We start from the raw sequence: 16,744 nt of genomic DNA, 5'->3' as shown, positions 1-16,744 counted from the left end.
CGGGACCATCGTTGCCGCCCTTGCCGGGACCATCGTTGCCGCCCTTGCCGGGGCCATCGTTGCCGCCCTTGCCGGGACCATCGTTGCCGCCCTTGCCGGGGCCGTCATTGCCGCCCTTGCCAGGACCGTCATTGCCGCCCTTGCCGGGACCGTCTTTGCCACCCTTGCCGTGATCGTGATCTTTTCCGCCCTTGTCGTGGCCGTGATGATCGCGGTCCTTGCCGCCGTGATTGTCTTTTCCACCGTGGCCCGGACCGTCCTTGCCGTGCCCGTGATCTTTCCCGCCCTTGCCGCCGCCGTGATGGTCATGGCCCTTGCCGCCGTGATCGTCCTCTCCGCCATTGTCGCCGCTGCCGTCGCCATTGCCGTCGCCATTGCCGCTGCCGTCGCCATTACCATTACCGCCACCATTCCCATTGCTGGCGACGGAGCCGGTGCTGGATGTCTTCTTGCCGCCGCCAATGTTTTGGCTGCCGCGATCGTTATCGTTCGGACTGAACTTGCTATCGAACTGAATTGCTCTGGTCGGCATGCACAGTCTGTATTCGAGTGTGCCGCGAACTGCGGCCTTGCAATTAACGACTGCCGGGGCTGCCGTTGCCAAGCTGCTGCTTGCCAGAAGGGAAGCAACGGCGATGCTGAATTTCGCTGCTCTGCTGATCATTTCAATCCATCTCCCCAAGGTTAACCGAATGTTAATGGGGAGAACTCTTACACTAACAATAAATTAACACGAAGAATAGATGATGGTTAATCTGTTTCGTTCGCCTAATACAGTTAAATTCGCAAGTATAAAATTTTACTAAATTTTATTGTGCCTATGTTATTGTCTCGCAACAACTAAAGGGAATCGGCTATGAAGCGTCTCTTTTCGCTTGCTGCCTTTTTATTCATTATGCTGCATTTTCAAGCTGTTGCGGGATCATCGCTGCCTGTGACGCGAAGCATCGGCGCACCCGTGGGATTCGCTGCGGCCTGCGCCAAGTACAAGTGGCTGTGCGGCAGGATGGCGGCGCAACAGCTGAATGATCAGGCAGGAACAGCGCTTCTTCAAAAGGTCAATCGTGCCGTAAATGGACGTATCATTCCCGCGGAGGATCGTTCGTCTTCCCGAAATAAGGATGTTTGGTCTCTGCCGGTTGCCGGCCGTGGGGACTGTGAGGACTACGCTCTCCAGAAGATGAAGGACCTGATCGAAGCTGGTTTTCCATCGAACAGGTTGGCGCTTTCCGTGGTGATTGGACCGCACGATCAAAACCATGTCGTTCTCATTGCCCGGACGGACGGCGGCGATTATGTGCTCGACAATCTGACCAGCGCCGTGCGACTCTGGCGCACGACGGGCTATACGTTTCTGGCCACCCAGGATTTCCAATCGCGAACGGGCTGGCGCGTGACGCTCGCGGGTCCCCGCGCAGGCGAGTTCTCCTGAACTGAAAGTCTCGAAGCGGCGCGCTCGTTGGCAGGTGCAGATGCCGGCGCTATCTTTGCCTGAGAATCCAAGCCAGGGACGATCGCGTGACGAGAACCGAACTCGCGGAGATATATCGCGGCTACATCGCCTGCCTGAACAGGCAGGACTGGCCCAATCTCGGGCAGTTCGTCGGCGACGATGCGATTCATAACGGCCGGCGGCTCGGGGTGTCGGGCTACGTCGCCATGCTCGAGCGGGACTTCGACGAGATTCCCGATCTCTATTTCAAGGTGCTGATGCTCCTTTGTGATCCGCCATACATCGCCTGCCGGCTCGGCTTCGATTGCAGGCCGAAGGCTAAATTCCTCGGCCTCGATGTAAACGGCAGACGCCTTTCCTTCACCGAGAACGTCATCTACGAATTTCGCGGCGGCAAGATCGTCGAGGTCTGGTCGGTCATCGATAAGGCGGCGATCGAGTCCCAGCTTGCGGGCTCGAATTGATCGCGCGGACGGTCTCCGGTCTGCGTTTCGCTCAGATGATGGCGACGCGCTCGCCGAAGGGCGTGTCGTCGTCGAAATTGCGGGTGCCGATCCGATCGCTTTCGCCTGACAAGACCGGCTGTTCCGCCGCTTCCCCTTCTTCCGATGCCGCATGCCCGTGCCGCTTTTGCGGATGCGCCTCGTCGTCGACGATCAGATTCGCGTGCGGGATGAGATCGCTTGCGGCTTCCTTCTCCACGGCCCTCTTCGCTGCCAGCTGATCGGCCGTGATCTGCGACTGGCGGGCGGCGACCCAGGCATTGTCCGGTTCGGAGCCGATCGAGGTGCTGGTGCCGACATTAGTGGGTTCGGATGGGGCGGTGGCGGAGATGGGGTTGATCGCGTCGACCATGAAATTCTCCTGCGGTGACCAGCTGGCGAAACAACCGGCCGTTTCGTGGGATGAAAAACGGCTCGGTCTTCGGACCATTCAGGGAGACATATCGAGCCCGCGCCGAAAAACACAAGGGGACATTGACGTGACTGCCACCTCGGACAACGACAAAATCGGTAGCAGGTTGCGGGAAATTCGACGAAGAATTGTGTGCACAAGGGGTGCTCGGCGCGTGGTTAATGTAAGAATCGGAAACACTTTGTGACTAAGTGTCTCCAAAAGCTGCGTTTTTTGACTTGCTGCGCGCGAAGACATGACGGATATTGTTTAAACGTTGAGGAAGCCGTCATGATTAGAATGATTGAAAACCCCGCCGAACTGGCTGGCGAGGATATCACCGGCAAATATATTCTCCGGAAGCTGAACTATCATTGGTTCGCTTACGGTAAGGCGGCTATCGTGATCGCCTGCAAGGGAACGATCCTGCATCTCGAGCGGGAAGAGACGGTTTATTCCGAGCGTTGGAGCCGTCGCGCCTATACCGGCACCGGCAAGCGTTATCCTGGCGGCATCTGTCCCATTTCGGCGGTCGCCTGCGTCTGCGATACGCCCGATGACGTCAATGCCGTCATTCAGCTGGATGTCGAAGCACAGGACGAATTCTATCAGCTGATCGCCAAGGCCGAAGCCAGGGTTCAGGCTCTTGCCTCGTCCTCGCGAAACAGCCAGTTTCTCGAAGCTGCCGAATAGGGCGGCTCTTTACCGGAATCCGCCCTCAGCCATCATTGCGGCGACGGTAGAATTTCTCCGACATCTCGAATGCTGGATGCAAAAGCGTCGCGACGATCAAGCGCAGCTTTCGTTCGCTACGCTGCCATCGGGTGCGTCCGTCTCCTCAATCCGGTGCGGTGGTGTTAGACTTAGTGGCAGCCGTTGGGATCAGGCAGCTCGTTCCCGGTTGAACGGAGAGCGGTCATGACAGAGCAGGACACTCGGCCCAATCACTCGTTCGCAGCGACGGCGCCATCGCTCGGCTCGCTCGCCATCACCATTGCCGTGATCTTTGGCGCGCTATTCTGGCCGGCCGGCACGCTCGAATGGCCGCGTGGCTGGATCTTTCTCGGCCTCTTCCTTGCACTGACATGTGTCGCGATCATCTGGATCTGGCGGACAAATCCGGAGCTGTTTGCGGCGCGCAGCCGATATCAGAAAGGCACCAGGCCCTGGGACGCCGTGGTGGCGACGCTGACGATCATTCTCTTCGCCGCCATTCTTCCGGTCGGCGCGTTCGACGACGGGCGTTTCCATTGGGTGCCGCAGCCTGATTGGATCGTCCTCATCGGCTATCTGCTGATGACATCAGGTTATCTCGGCCTAACTTGGGCGCAATCGGTCAACCGGCATTTCGAGCCGACGGTGCGCATCCAGACCGACCGCGACCACAAGGTAATCGACACGGGACCCTACGCCGCCATACGCCATCCCGGATACGCAACCGCTATCGTGCTCAGCGTCGGCATGGCGCTGTCGCTTGGATCGCTCTACGCGCTGATCCCCGCCGGCCTGCTCATCATCGTCCTCTTCGGCCGCACGCTCGGCGAGGAAGCCGAACTGCGCAGGGGGCTCGAAGGCTATGCCGACTATATGGCGCGTGTACGCTGGCGCTGGATTCCGGGCGTGTGGTGAACGCTTTGCGGGCGGCGGGACGCCTGACCACTGGCCTCGCGTTACCCGATTAACCGATCTGCCTGAGATCGCGCGCGAAGCGTTGCCAGTTGGCGATGTAGCTCTCGGCCGAGCGGCGGATGGCCTCGGCCGCCGCCTCGTCGAGCACGCGTACGACGCGGGCGGGCGCTCCGACGATCAGGGAGTTGTCGGGGAATTCCTTGCCTTCGGTGACCAGCGCATTGGCGCCGACGAGGCAGTTGTTGCCGATCTTCGCACCATTCAGGATGGTCGCGCCCATGCCGATCAGCGTGTTGTTGCCGATGGTGCAGCCGTGAAGGATGGCGTGGTGGCCGATGGTGCAGCCTTTGCCTGTTGTCAGCGGGAAGCCCATGTCGGTATGGGCCATCACACCTTCCTGGATGTTGGTACCTTCGCCGACGGTGATCTTCTCGTTATCGCCACGCAGCACGGCGCCGAACCAGATGCCGACATTCTCGCCGAGCTCGATCTGGCCGATGATGTTGGCATCCGGTGCGATCCAATAGAGGCCGGTGGCGGGCAGTTTCGGCGTTAATCCGCCGAGCGCGTAGACGGGCATGGCTCTCTCCTCAGACGACCTCGACCGATAGGGTGGCGACGCCGTCGATGCCGCAATTGATGCGATCGCCCCTGGCCACCGCGCCGACGCCGGCGGGCGTGCCGGTCATAATGATATCGCCAGGCGCGAGAGTGAAGAGCTTCGACAGTTCGGCGATGATCTCCGGCACCTTCCAGATCATCTGGTTGAGATCGCCGTCCTGCACGCGCTTGCCGTTCTGTTCCAGCCAGATCTTACCTTCAGCGGGGTGGCCGAGACGGCTTGCCGGAATGATCGACGAGACAGGGGCGGAATGTTCGAAGGCCTTGCCGACCTCCCAGGGACGACCGAGCTTCTTTGCTTCGCCCTGTAGATCGCGGCGGGTGAAATCGATGCCGACGGCATAGCCGTAGATGCAGTCGAGCGCGTCCGCGGCCTTGATGTTCGCGCCACCCGATTTAAGCGCCAGCACGCACTCGACCTCGTAATGCACGTCTGATGACAGCGGCGGGTAGGGAAAAGCCTTGCCCGCCGGCAGCAAGTTGTCGGCATTCTTCTGGAAGAAGAAGGGGGGCTCGCGGCTGGGATCATGGCCCATCTCGATCGCATGGTCTGCATAGTTCCGCCCGACGCAATAGACGCGGCGCACCGGAAAATGCTCGGCGCTGCCCTCGACCGGCAGCAGCGCCGGTTGCGGAAGCGGGATGACGGTGACGGGATCGGACATTGGCGGGCTCTTCCTGTTTGCGAGTCTTGCGCCATCTTAGACGGAAATCGGCGTGCCGGGGAAGCGTCCTTGGCGTCCGGCTTCGGTGCATTGACGCTGTCACAGTCGCGGGTTAACCTTGGTCATGAGCAGGATTTTTGCAATTTCGATGACGTCTACGACCACCGCGCCGCGGTGGGTGGTAGACGCTTGAACTGAATTCCGTTCATAGCTGCTAAGACCAACCCGCCAGTGACGAGCGGGTTTTTTGTTCCCGCCCGCGCCCGCATTCGAGGACGAGATCGTGGACGATATCCAGAAAAATATTCTTGCGGAGCGGGCTCTGGCCGCTGCCCGCCGCTGTGTCGCCAGCCGCTATGTTGGGGCTGCTTTTGCCTATGCGGCGGGTTCCATCATGCGCGGCGAAGGCACCACCTTTTCGGATATCGATCTGGTCGTCGTGTTCCCGTCTCTCGAAAGAGCCTGGCGGGAATCGTTCACTGAGGACGGTTTCCCGGTCGAGGTCTTCGTCCACGATCCGCAGACACTGGCGCATTATCTCCATCAGGATGCCGACAGCGGCTATCCCATCATGGCCAACATGGTCGCGACGGGCTGTATAATGGGATCGGATATCGACAGCGCGCGCGTCATCCAGGCAAAGGCGGCAAGTATGCTGGCGGCAGGACCCAAGCCTCTTGCCGGGGCAGACTACGACTTGTTGCGCTATCAGGTCACCGATCTGGCCGACGATCTGCGAGGAACGCGCCCACCCGAAGAGATCGCCGCCATCGCCGCGCTGCTCTATCAGAAGCTCGCCGACCTGATGCTTCTCGGACGTGGCGTGTGGGCTGGCCGGGGAAAGTGGGCGCCCCGTCTGATGAGGGAGTTCGACGCGCAATTGGCGGCCGAATTCGACGCGGCGTTCAGTCTGGCGGCTGCGGGTGACGGCACCCGGTTCCTGGCTTTGGCCGATCGGGAGCTTGCCCTGCATGGCGGCCGCTATTTCGAGGGATTCAGGCAGGACGCGCCGCTGGAAGCGCGCCGCCTGGAATAATTTGGTATCGGTGACGTTGCCGCATTTTGAAAATTGGATGGAAGATGCTTGAGCACGAATTCAAGGGCGCCTTGCAGTCGGCAGTAAGGCGTACCGCCAGATTGCGCCTCAGAATTCCCTTGGAGGGGGATATCGATTTCCTGACCCGACTTTTTTCGCGGCCGGAATTGGTCGCACACCGACCGGTGCCCCGGCCTGATACGCCGGCGGAAAGCGCAGCGCGGCTTGCGCGCGACATCGGGCATTGGAAAGATCACGGGTTTGGGCGTTGGGCCGTTGAGGCGAACGGTACGTTGATCGGGTTCGGCAGTGTGACCGTTTCAAAGGAATTCGACGACCTCAATCTTTCCTATCATCTGCAACCTGAAAGCTGGGGGCAGGGATATGCCACGGAATTGGTCAGGGAAGCCCTGGTGTTTGCCATTGATGATCTGCATGCGGGGCGGATGATCGGATTGGTTCGCACCGCCAATGTCGCTTCAAGACGCATTCTCGAGAAATGTGGCTTCAAATACGAGCGGGAGGTAATGCTGCACGGTGCGCCGACCAACATGTACGCCTTCGGCAAAACGAGCGGCTCATGAACGAACATCCGTGCGCAATTGTCAGGTGTGACGAGACGTCTTCGCCGGTCATTCCTCGCCCGCCTCGGCCAGCGCATCCCGCACGATCGCGTAATAGCCTGCAAGCTCCGGGATATCAGCGGCCAGCCTGTCGAAGGCGGGGTCGGATGGCGCAAGTGTGCCGGCGTATTTCGCTTGCGTGAAGGCCCGATGGGCGGCAAGGGCTTCGGCGTCGGCCTTGTGCACGACGGTATAGACAGGCGAGGGCACGGTGCGGCCCTTGACGATGATGCGGTCGAGCTCGATGACAGTGTAGGTGCCGGCGACCAGTCTTGCAGTCTCCTCGCCGAGCAGCAGCGCCACGCCATAATTCTTCGAGGCGCCTTCGAGGCGGGAGGCGAGATTGACGCTGTCGCCGAGGCAGGAATAGTCGAATCGGCGGGTCGAGCCCATGTTGCCGACGATGCATTCGCCGGTGTTGATGCCGACACCCATCTTCAACACGTGCGGCCTGCCAGCGCGCGCTGCCGCCTCCCGCTCCAGCTCACGGTTCAGGCTCGATATCGCCGCCTGCATGGCGAGCGAGGCTTTGACTGCGTGGAGTGCATGATCGGGATCGTCGAGCGGCGCGTTCCAGAAGGCCATGATGCAGTCGCCCATGTATTTGTCGATCGTACCGCCATGATCCATCACCACGTCGGAAAGCGGCGTCAGCAGCCGGTTGATCAGCCCGGTCAGCTGCTCCGGCTCGTCCTTCAGCGTCTCGGCGATGGTTGTGAACCCACGCACATCCGAAAACAGCACCGAGAGCGTGCGCCGCTCGCCGCCAAGCTTCAACTGCGATGGATCGTTCGACAGGCGCTTGACCAGATCGGGAGAGATATATTGGGCGAAGGCGCGGATGATCTGCCGCTTGTTGCGGCGCTCCTCGGCATAATCGAAGGCGGCCTGGCCGAAGGCGACCGAGACATAGGCGACGACAGGACCGAGCGGCGAGACGAAGACATGGGCAAAGCGGATGCCGGCAAAACTCGCGGCCGCGAATGCAAGCACTGCCACCGCGCTGGCTACGATCGTCAACCATCCCGTCGAACGCCAGACAGTGGCGGCGGCGAGCAGCACGGAGATCAGGATGCAGGCGGCGACCAGCGGCAGGCGGGCTTCCGCGATCGACAGGCCACGACGGATATTGTCGTAGATCGTTGCCTGGATCTCGACGCCGGAGGTCAGCGTGCCGGTGTGGACGGTATAAGGTGTCGCGAAGGCATCGACGCCGCCCTTGTCGATGGCAGGGGCATTCTGCAGGCTGAGACCGACGAGCACGACGCGGCCCTTGAAATAATCCGGCGGCAGCAGGTTCTCAGGGTCGAGCGCCTGGTAGTAGGAGACTGTGGGATAGCTGCGGGCCGCGCCGAAGGATTGGATGAGCCGGCCAGCCGGCAAGGCTTTGGGTGCTGCTCCCGACGCCTTCATCAGCATGGCGGCAAAGCCGTCCTCATAACCTGGAATGCGCCGGAACGCACCGTCACCGCTGAGATCGACGGAGGCGATGCCGGTCACAGCACCCGCTTCAGTCAGTTGCGGCAGCGGCGTGGCGCGGATCAATTGCGAGGACTGGGGCGTCTCGATCAGCGTTTCGTCGCCGGCGAGCACGACATCCGGGCCGACGGCCTTCGTGATCGCGTCGTCGTTCTCGGGGTTCGAAGGTTCGGCCATGATGATATCGAGGCCGATGACACGGGCACCGGCCGTGCGTAGCTGCCTGACAAGCTGGGCATGCAGGCTGCGCGGCCAGGGCCACTGCGCATTGATATCGGCAAGCGAAGGCTCGTCGATCGCGACGATGACGGGTCCGCCGGGTGGCGGACGGGGATCGTCGACGGTCGAGAGATAGTCGAAGCTTCTCAGCTCAAGCAGCGACCAGGCGGGCAGGCGCGACAGCAGCGAGATGGCGATCAGGACGGTAAGCGACAGCACCAGCAGCCTGAGGCGGCGGCTTTCGGCCTGCCCGCCGGCCGGTCTGAGCTGCCGAGGCTTTTTCTGCTCCCGCATCAGAAGCGGACTTTGAGCGTGCCCTTGAAGGCGCGGCCCCAGCCGGGCACGCCGGGCGTGATCTCGAAGTCCTCGTCGAGGAGATTGTAGGCGGCCGCTTCCAGCTCGATGCGCTTGTCCAGCGGTTCCCAGATCAGGTGGGCATCGAGGCTCCAATAGTCGTCGAGCTTGGTGCCGAGGTCGTCGCCGTCGCGCTCGCCGACATAATTGGCCGCCACCGTCGCCTTGACCTTGGCCTCGTTGACCCAGGTCAGCGCGATCTGGCCGGAATTCTTGGGTATATAGGGCAGGTTACCGCCGTAGTTGAAGGTTCCCGGATCCTTGTTTTCGGAATCCATGTGGGCGTAGGTGGCCGAGAGACCGAAACCATTGCCGAGCGCAACGTTGGCGGTAACGGCGGCGCGGTCGATGCTGCCGCGCGAGAGCGGCAGGCTGTCGAGGGCCGGAAGCGAAATCAGCGGCAGACCGATCGAGAAATCATGGAGTTCCTGATGCTGGTACTCCACCGTGGTGAAGAGACGGTCGGTCCATTCAGCATCCCATTCGAGCGCCGCCGTATCGACGTAACCTTCAGTGCCGACGGAGAACTGGTTCGCCTGAAGACCCAGGATGCCGATCGGCGCAAGGGTAGGAACGCCTGTGTCGGTGCTCTGGCGCATGAAGGCCGCGCGAAGCCAATGGTTCTGCGTCGGCGCCCAGGCAAGGCCGAAGCGTGGTTCGAGCCGGCTGACATCAACGCCATCGCCTTCCAGGCGCGTGCCGAAGAGCGCATATTCGCCCTTCAGGTTCGGGGTGATTTCATGGAGGAGGTCGACATAGGCGCGACCGATATTGATGCGGGTCTCAACCTCCGTGGGTCCGTCGGTCACACCGTCGATGAGGCCCGGAATGACATCCTCGAGATGGAAATAGGTCTCGCGCGACGCGTCGATCCAGCCGCCCTCGATACCGTAACGCCAGGTCAGCGACTCATCGCCGATGCTGTGGCTGAGCGCCGCGATGTAGGCCTTCGAGTCATTTTCGTCGCTGGTTTGAAGGAAAGGCCTGATGTCCCTGCCGGGGCCGCCGAGAAGCGGCACGTCCGCCCAGTCGAACCGTATGTCGTTGGTGGTTTTCGCTTCGGTCTGCTGATAGAGGAATGCAGCGTTCAGGACATTCTCATAGGCGAAGGTATGGCTCCAGCCAAGGCCGGCGTTGGTGAGTTGCGTTGTATCTCGCCGAGTGGTGTAGAGCGGCAGTTCGTCCGGTGCCAGCGGTAAGCCAAAGAAACGCAATACGGGATTCAGCGCATCCGAGAGCGAGGGATCCGTCGACAGCGCATTCAGCGTTCCATCAATCTTGGCGTGATTGAAATAGGCCACGACGCGGTCATCCGGCGTCACAGTCGCCGTCAGATAGCCGTTGCCGCCGAGCAGTTCATTGTCGGTCGCATATCCGCCGAAGTCGTGGTAGTCCCCATCGAGCGCCAGCTCTTCCCAGGTCAGATTGCCATAGAAGCTGATTGGAATCGTCTCGTTGGAATAGCCCTGGATATCGGCTTCGCCGATGCCTCTGGTATGGCCGTCGACGCTGTTGATGCCGCCGCCAAGCGAGCCTTCGATGAAGGGCACATCGAACAGCGTTGCCGAGCGCGAACGGCCCGACAGCATGTGCGGCGAGAGCAGCAGGCCCTGGATGAAGGATGAGTAGCTTGACGCGTTGCCGCGGTTTTGGATGATATTGTCATCGCTAAAGCTCGCCGCGTTGACGTAGGGAAAGATGCTGCCCTTGATCGACTGGTCGATGTAACCGGTGCCTTTGAACGGGTCGAAGGCGGCATCGCCGTAATAGCGGCCCCAGGCGTCCAGGCCCTGCAGGCGGAAGGCGTTGTTGAGCGTCGAACCGGCGCTCGCATTGGCGCCGAGCGAGCTGTAATCGCCGCCGCGGGCGCGAGAGCGTCGCAGGTAATCCTGCGCATTGCGGATCGCGCCGTCGGCGTCGTAATCGTCGATATCGACGGCGGTGCGGAAGGCGGAGATAACCGGGTCGTTCTTGTCGAGTCGGTCGGCATTGTCGAGCGCCTGCTGAGAAGGGATGCGGTCGCCTTTTTCGTAATGGGCGGCGGCGAGCATCAGCTGCGACTGCGAATGCGCCGGATTGGCGGTGCTGGCGGCCAGCAGGTCCTCCATCGCCTTGTCGCGCTCGCCGGTCTGCAGGTAATAGCGGCCGCGGGCAAGGAGTGCGATGTCGAAGGACGAATCGAGCGCGATGGCCGTGTCGATTTCGCGCTTGGCTTCCTTCATGCGCCCCTGGTCAAGATAGAGGATGGCGAGGTTGGCGTGGAGCAACGGGTCCTGCGGATCGAGCTCGATCGCCTTCTTGAAGGCCTTTTCCGCTTCGCCATTGGCATCGCGCGAACTCTGCAGCAGGCCGAGCGAATTCAGCGTGCCTGACCCGCCGGGGGCAAGCTCGATGGCGCGGTTCAGATCGGCGAGCGCGCCGTTGATGTCGCTCTGATAGGCCGCCTTGTAACTCGCGCGGGCGGAGAGCGCCATCGGATGATCAGGGTCGAGCGACAGCGAGCGTTCTATCGCTTCCTTCATCTGCTCGCGATCGTCGGTGAGCTGCGCCAGCTGGGCGCGGACCGCCGGCAGGGTCGGGTCATCAGGATAGCGCTGCTCCGCTTTCTTTATGATCTCGAGCGCTGCGCGCGGGTTTTTCAGGAAGCCTGCCGTATAGGCCTCCATGATCGCGCCATAGGGACCGGTGGTGTTAGCCGGCGGCTGTTCGGCATGGGCGGGGTCGGCCAGCGCACGGGCGAAATAGCCGCCATATTGGGCCATGTTGCGGCGTGTCGGGTCGAGATGCGGCAGGGCCTTCCGGAAGAGCTTAGCGGCATCGCCATAACGCTTTTCGGAGCCGGCGATGGTGGCGTCGATCAGATTGACGCGCGCCTGCTGGGCTGTCGTCAGTTTGCGGTCGCGGATATTCTGCAGCGTTGCGGCGGCAGCCTGGCGTCCGTCGAAGGCGCTCTGCACTTCGGCAAGTTCCAGCCAGTCTTCGGTGGTGCGGCGCTCCGGCGGCAGCGCCAGCAGGCGGCGGCGTTCTGTCGCCATGCGGTCGGCCCGCAGCGGCGAAGTCGGCATCAAGTCGAAGCCGTCGCGCAGGTCCAGATAGAAGAGCATCTGTTCGCGGTCGTCGGGATTGACGCTGATGACCTTATGTGGCGCCTGGCCGATCGTGGCGACCGCTCCTTCGCCCTCGTTCACCTCGACGCTGCCCTGCGGGTTGGTGAGCGCCACGCGGCCTTCGAGCACGATCATCGAGGTCTTGGCGCCCTCAACCGTCATGGTCCAGTCGGTGCCGCGGATGGCGGCTGCGGCCGCCGGCGTTTCCACAGTCAGGCCCTGGCCACCGCGCTCGGCGCGCGCCCAGATCGTTCCCGATTGCAGCTCCAGCGTCGTGTCGCCGCTCGCGGCCATCTTCTTGACCTGCAGCGAGGAATTGCGGCCAAGGCGAACCTGGGTGTGATCGGAAAAGACAATGGCGAGCTGGCCGTTGGCATTGGTGCGCAACACGTCGCCGGTCAGGAGATCTTGATTGATGTCGACGACGCGCCAGTTCGACACGTCGATGAAGCGGACCTCCTCGCCGGTCTTGCGGGCGATGACGGAACCGGCGACCGGTGTTGCACGCTGCACGGGGTCAGCCGCCGCCGGCGAAAAGCCCGGTACGACAAGCGCAAGCGCCACCCCGGCGCGACAGATGTTTTTCCAGCGACCCAGCATGACCCCAACCCCCGCTTCCCCTTTGTCCAAGTAGAAAAGAAAAGTCAAGCATATTGCACACGTGTTCTTGAATTCAGCGTGAAGTGTAATATCAGGGAAACACTTATGGGATGGAGTATTCGGGTGAGCGATTTCGAGAGTACAACTGAACTTATGCCAAGCGAGCCGTCGACGGGTGACATCGGTGCCGGGTATTTCGATCATATCAAGAAAATCAATGACATATTTTATGATCAGATCAAGATCTCGGACCAGAAGGCCGCTTATATTTTTACTTTCATGCTGGCCTTCCTGGTGAGTTCCAGCGATGTCAGGGCAGTGTTCAGCCTGGCGCGCTACGTGAGCGGGACGCCGGGCAGTATGCTGTTCTCCGGCTTGCTTGCCGCAGCTTCGGTCTTCTCGATCCTGTCGGCGATCCTCGTCGTACTGCCGCGCCATTTGAACAGCTCGACGTCACTGTTCTGGGGCGCCTGGCATGGCCATCGCGACCGGTTCTTCCATGCGGCGCTGCGGCGCGACGAGCGCTACCTTTTCGAGCAGTATCTCGAAAACGCCGACATCCTCTCCACCATCGCCCGCAACAAATACCGTTGCGTCACTTTTGCGTTCCGCGGGCTGATGGTGAGTGTAATCGCCTATGTGCTGCTGTTGGCGGTGGTGTGAGCGCGGCAAGCCCCAGGAAAATCTCCCCTGAGGTGTCTTTCAGGGGGTGTCGAAGGGCGAGATGCGCTCCGCCGGGCGCGCCGAAACGCGCCCGGCCGTTTTCATCCCTCGACTTCGAGGACGAGTTCGAGTTCGATCGGCACGCCTAAAGGCAGGCTGGCGACGCCGAGCACGACGCGGCCTGAGAGCTTTTCCTCGCCGAAGACCGCAAGCAGCATTTCGGATGCTCCGTCAGCAACCTTCGGATGGTCGCGGAAATCGCCTTCGGTCGCGATATAGACGCCCAGCTTGACGACCCTGACGACCCTGTCCAGTGAACCGAGATAGTCCCTGGCGGCTGCGAGCGCGCTCAGCGTTGCCGTTTCGGCCGCCTTCCTGCCATCTTCGGCCGCCAGCGCACCGCCGACGCGGCCGATATAGCGGGGCTCATGGCCGACAACCGGCAGCATCCCGCTGAAGAAGACCAAGTTGCCGGTCCTTATCGCTTCGACATAGGCCCCAAAGGGTGTCGGCGGCGGAGGAAGCGTGATGCCGAGTTCCTGCAGCCGTCGTTCCGCGCCGGCTGCCTGCGCTTTCGCATGGTCTACCATCTGCCCAGATGTGCGCCGCCGTCGACGTGCAGCACCTCCCCGGTTACGCGCGGCGCTTCGGTAAGGAAGACGACTGCGTCGGCGATCTCCTCGACGTTTGATATGCCTGCCATCGGCGAAAGCGTCTTCAAGAAATCTTTCGGATTGTCCTTGTGCAGCGGCGTATCCACCACACCGGGAGCGACGATATTGAAGCGAATTCCTTTGTTCGCATATTCCATCGCCAGGTTCTTGGAGATGGCGTTGATGCCGCCCTTTGTCATCATCGACACCGAAGCGGAGAAACCGGCGATCGGATGATCGGTCAATGGCGTGGTGATGCTGACGACGCTGCCGCCGGTTTTCTGTGTGAGCATCTGTCCGACGACTAGTTGTGTCAGGTGGATGAAGCCTTCGAGATTGGTCGAGGACAATTTTTTGAAGTCGTCCATGGTGAAATCGACGAACGGCTTGGCCAAGAAAATGCCGGCATTGTTGACGAGGGCGTCGATCGAGCCGAACCGCTCGATTGCGGTCTTTGCCACCCGCGCTGCGGTTTCGGCATCGCCAATGTCACCGTCGACGAGCGCCAGCCTGTCGGAGGCTTGGAAAGCGTTCGAAGTGCTGACCTGGCGCGAGGTGGCGACGACATTATAGCCGCGCTCGATGAAGGCGTTGACGAGGCCGGCTCCGATACCCTGCGAGGCGCCCGTGACGATGACTGTTTTTTTCGTAGTCATGCTGATCTCCATAAGCCGGTTCGGGCAACGCGGGCCGTATGTTTTGCGGAGGCCGGTCGCTCGAGATGGGGCTGCTGCGAATGCGCCTCCATCGGTTGTTTTGTTTTCGCAGGGTGAATATGGCGAAAACTCCATTACCCGATTAGATGGAAATATCTGGATTCTCTTTTGCATCTATGCAAAAATCAGAGCATGGCTGATCTGAACGATATCGCCGTTTTCGTGAAGGTGGCGCAGTACGGCAGCTTCAGCCGCGCTGCCCATTCCCTCGGCATGCCGGTATCGACCGTCAGCCGGAAAGTAACGTCGCTGGAGGAGCAGCTCGGCGTGACGCTGCTGCAGCGGACAACTCGCAAACTGAGCCTGACCGCGCAGGGCCGGGCCTATTACAACAGGTGCAGCGAACCGCTCGCCCATCTCCTCGACGCTGAGCAGGTGCTCACCGAGACACAGAGAAAACCGGAAGGTCTGCTGAAGATCTCCGTGCCCGTCATCTTCGGACAGGAGGTCTTCTACGAATTCGTCTCGGCTTTCCTGAAGACCTATCCGAAGATCCAGGTCGACCTCTTCGTCACCAACCTGTTCCTCGATCTGATCGCGGAGAACATCGATCTCGGCATCCGCTTCGGCGAACTCAAGGATTCGACAATCGTCGCGCAGCGGCTCGGCAAGAGCGTGCGCTATCTCGTCGCCGCACCGGACTATCTGAAGGGCAGGGCGTTTCCCACCAAACCCGAAGAGCTGAAGGACCATCAGTGCGTTCTCTTGAACGGCCGCAACGGCGAGGCGGAATGGCATCTGGTGAGCGGTCGCAAATCTGTTCGCCTGCATGTGTCGGGGCCGGTATCAAGCCGGGATTTCGATGCGGTAAGCGCCTTCACCTATCGCGGACACGGCATCGGCTTGCTGCCTTCGACCTATTGCGACGAACAGATCAGAAGAGGCGAACTTGTTCGCCTGCTGCCGGGCTGGTCGTCCGAGGAAATTTTCGTGCACGCCGTCTATCCCACGCGCCGCTTCCTGCCTTCCCGATTACAGGTCTTTCTCGAGGCGCTGAAGGCATGGAAGACCCCCTTGTGGCTTCCCTTGCATTGAGGGCTTTCGATTCCATCACCGAAAATTGAAGCCTCGCGCGGGGCCGAGCGATCTGCGTCGGTCAAGCTGTGTTAGAGTTCGCTGGCTTGGATGGCGCAGGGATTGGATTGCCAATGCTGACGACACTTGCGGTGCTTATGAGTCTTTCCGGCCTCGTCCCCATCGCGCAAGCGGGGGGAAGCGAGGTCGATGTGACCCTCGTGCTTGCTGTCGACACCTCGCGGTCGATGGACTTCGAGGAGATCGGCATCCAGCGCGAAGGTTATGTCGAAGCGCTCAAGCACAAGGAGTTTATCGACGCGGTGAAGGGCGGGCTGACCGGCCGCATCGCCATCAGCTATTTCGAATGGGCTGGCTATGTCGTCCAGGATTCCGTGATCGACTGGCAGGTGATCGAGACGGAAGAGGACGCGATCGCTTTTGCCAGCAAACTCGAAGCCCGGCCGATTGCCACGCAACGGCGCACATCGATCTCTACCGCGATCGCCCAGGGCGCCAGCATGATCGTTTCCGGTCCCTTTCAGTCCAGGCGACAGGTGATCGATGTCTCCGGCGACGGTCCGAACAATTCCGGCGATCCCGTCACCCCCGCCCGCGACAAGGCGGTGGAAGCAGGCGTGATCATCAACGGCCTTGCCATCATGCTGCGGCCCTCCGATGCGCCCAATGGGCTCGACAAATATTATGCGGATTGCGTGATCGGCGGCCCCGGCGCCTTCGTGCTGCCGGTCCGCAAGATCGAGGATTTCGCCGTTGCCGTGCGCCGCAAGCTGGTGCTGGAGATCAGCGGCCTTTCCCCGCCGGTGATGGTGCAGAAGATCGCCGGCGCTGAGGCGGGCACAGACTGCATGATCGGTGAGAAGCAGTGGCGGGACATCTTCGACCGCTGATGCCAGAACAGGATGATTTTAGGCCGGGTCGGCCTAAAATCTGAATCCTGTTCTGAATTATATAGTTAGAGCATGATGTCGTCCGAAAACCGCGCACACTTTTCGGC

16 protein-coding genes and 1 pseudogene are annotated in these 16,744 nt (G+C 61.1%); 9 read left to right on the top strand and 8 right to left on the bottom strand.

Annotated elements, in window-relative coordinates:
• A pseudogene (locus C3Y91_RS34440) lies at positions 1-664 on the bottom strand (hypothetical protein); the annotation flags it as partial.
• A gap of 192 nt (positions 665-856) precedes the next feature.
• Here C3Y91_RS34440 and C3Y91_RS34435 point away from each other — a divergent pair.
• Complete coding sequence (locus C3Y91_RS34435; RefSeq protein WP_130655862.1) at positions 857-1,432, top strand: transglutaminase-like cysteine peptidase; 576 nt, start codon at positions 857-859, stop codon at positions 1,430-1,432.
• 86 nt (positions 1,433-1,518) lie between these two features.
• On the top strand, positions 1,519-1,917 hold the full coding sequence (locus C3Y91_RS34430) for an ester cyclase (protein ID WP_168576348.1): 399 nt from the start codon (positions 1,519-1,521) through the stop codon (positions 1,915-1,917).
• Between the two features lie 31 nt (positions 1,918-1,948).
• Here the strand turns inward: C3Y91_RS34430 and C3Y91_RS34425 are convergent, their stop codons facing one another.
• Complete coding sequence (locus C3Y91_RS34425) at positions 1,949-2,308, bottom strand: hypothetical protein (protein ID WP_130675388.1); 360 nt, start codon at positions 2,306-2,308, stop codon at positions 1,949-1,951.
• Positions 2,309-2,638: 330 nt separating this feature from the next.
• Between C3Y91_RS34425 and C3Y91_RS34420 the strand changes: the two genes are divergently transcribed.
• Together C3Y91_RS34420 and C3Y91_RS34415 are read left to right on the top strand one after the other, a co-directional pair.
• A complete protein-coding gene (locus C3Y91_RS34420) occupies positions 2,639-3,040 on the top strand; it encodes a hypothetical protein (protein ID WP_130661904.1) in 402 nt (133 codons plus the stop codon).
• Positions 3,041-3,265: 225 nt separating this feature from the next.
• Positions 3,266-3,976 (top strand): methyltransferase family protein, encoded by a 711-nt coding sequence (locus C3Y91_RS34415; protein ID WP_024320862.1) that lies wholly within the window; start codon positions 3,266-3,268, stop codon positions 3,974-3,976.
• 49 nt (positions 3,977-4,025) lie between these two features.
• Here the strand turns inward: C3Y91_RS34415 and C3Y91_RS34410 are convergent, their stop codons facing one another.
• Positions 4,026-4,556 carry a gamma carbonic anhydrase family protein gene (locus C3Y91_RS34410; RefSeq protein WP_018074270.1) on the bottom strand — a complete coding sequence of 177 codons (531 nt, stop codon included), beginning with the start codon at positions 4,554-4,556 and terminating at the stop codon, positions 4,026-4,028.
• 10 nt (positions 4,557-4,566) lie between these two features.
• Positions 4,567-5,262: a fumarylacetoacetate hydrolase family protein gene (locus C3Y91_RS34405; protein ID WP_018074271.1), complete on the bottom strand. Its 696-nt coding sequence runs from the start codon at positions 5,260-5,262 to the stop codon at positions 4,567-4,569.
• A 283-nt stretch (positions 5,263-5,545) separates the two neighbouring features.
• On the opposite strand from C3Y91_RS34405, the gene C3Y91_RS34400 reads away from it, so the two are divergent.
• Together C3Y91_RS34400 and C3Y91_RS34395 are read left to right on the top strand one after the other, a co-directional pair.
• The gene (locus C3Y91_RS34400) at positions 5,546-6,298 is read left to right on the top strand and encodes a nucleotidyltransferase domain-containing protein (RefSeq protein ID WP_026171062.1); all 753 of its coding nucleotides are present in this window, start codon (positions 5,546-5,548) and stop codon (positions 6,296-6,298) included.
• Between the two features lie 44 nt (positions 6,299-6,342).
• A complete protein-coding gene (locus C3Y91_RS34395) occupies positions 6,343-6,882 on the top strand; it encodes a GNAT family N-acetyltransferase (RefSeq protein WP_130655859.1) in 540 nt (179 codons plus the stop codon).
• Between the two features lie 48 nt (positions 6,883-6,930).
• Here C3Y91_RS34395 and C3Y91_RS34390 read toward each other — a convergent pair whose 3' ends face one another.
• Together C3Y91_RS34390 and C3Y91_RS34385 are read right to left on the bottom strand one after the other, a co-directional pair.
• A complete protein-coding gene (locus C3Y91_RS34390; RefSeq protein WP_168576347.1) occupies positions 6,931-8,913 on the bottom strand; it encodes an adenylate/guanylate cyclase domain-containing protein in 1,983 nt (660 codons plus the stop codon).
• Positions 8,913-12,680 (bottom strand): FecR domain-containing protein, encoded by a 3,768-nt coding sequence (locus C3Y91_RS34385; protein ID WP_168576346.1) that lies wholly within the window; start codon positions 12,678-12,680, stop codon positions 8,913-8,915. Before C3Y91_RS34385 ends, C3Y91_RS34390 begins: the two co-directional genes overlap by 1 nt.
• 123 nt (positions 12,681-12,803) lie before the next feature.
• Between C3Y91_RS34385 and C3Y91_RS34380 the strand changes: the two genes are divergently transcribed.
• Positions 12,804-13,343, top strand: a complete 540-nt coding sequence (locus C3Y91_RS34380; protein ID WP_130655857.1) for a Pycsar system effector family protein — start codon at positions 12,804-12,806, stop codon at positions 13,341-13,343.
• A gap of 101 nt (positions 13,344-13,444) precedes the next feature.
• On the opposite strand, the gene C3Y91_RS34375 is transcribed toward C3Y91_RS34380, so the two are convergent.
• The gene (locus C3Y91_RS34375) at positions 13,445-13,933 is read right to left on the bottom strand and encodes a RidA family protein (protein WP_024320868.1); all 489 of its coding nucleotides are present in this window, start codon (positions 13,931-13,933) and stop codon (positions 13,445-13,447) included.
• On the bottom strand, positions 13,927-14,652 hold the full coding sequence (locus tag C3Y91_RS34370) for an SDR family NAD(P)-dependent oxidoreductase (protein ID WP_024320869.1): 726 nt from the start codon (positions 14,650-14,652) through the stop codon (positions 13,927-13,929). The genes C3Y91_RS34375 and C3Y91_RS34370 overlap by 7 nt, the downstream gene beginning before the upstream one ends.
• 192 nt (positions 14,653-14,844) lie before the next feature.
• Here C3Y91_RS34370 and C3Y91_RS34365 point away from each other — a divergent pair, with 192 nt between their 5' ends.
• Together C3Y91_RS34365 and C3Y91_RS34360 are read left to right on the top strand one after the other, a co-directional pair.
• Positions 14,845-15,747, top strand: a complete 903-nt coding sequence (locus C3Y91_RS34365) for a LysR family transcriptional regulator (protein WP_024320870.1) — start codon at positions 14,845-14,847, stop codon at positions 15,745-15,747.
• 113 nt (positions 15,748-15,860) lie between these two features.
• A complete protein-coding gene (locus tag C3Y91_RS34360; protein ID WP_130661900.1) occupies positions 15,861-16,637 on the top strand; it encodes a DUF1194 domain-containing protein in 777 nt (258 codons plus the stop codon).
• The last annotated feature ends 107 nt before the right edge of the window (positions 16,638-16,744 follow it).

Source organism: Rhizobium ruizarguesonis, assembly GCF_012349115.1.
Lineage (GTDB): Bacteria > Pseudomonadota > Alphaproteobacteria > Rhizobiales > Rhizobiaceae > Rhizobium > Rhizobium ruizarguesonis.
The sequence above is the reverse complement of the archived record's forward strand: the minus strand, read 5'-3'. Positions and strand labels throughout refer to the sequence as shown.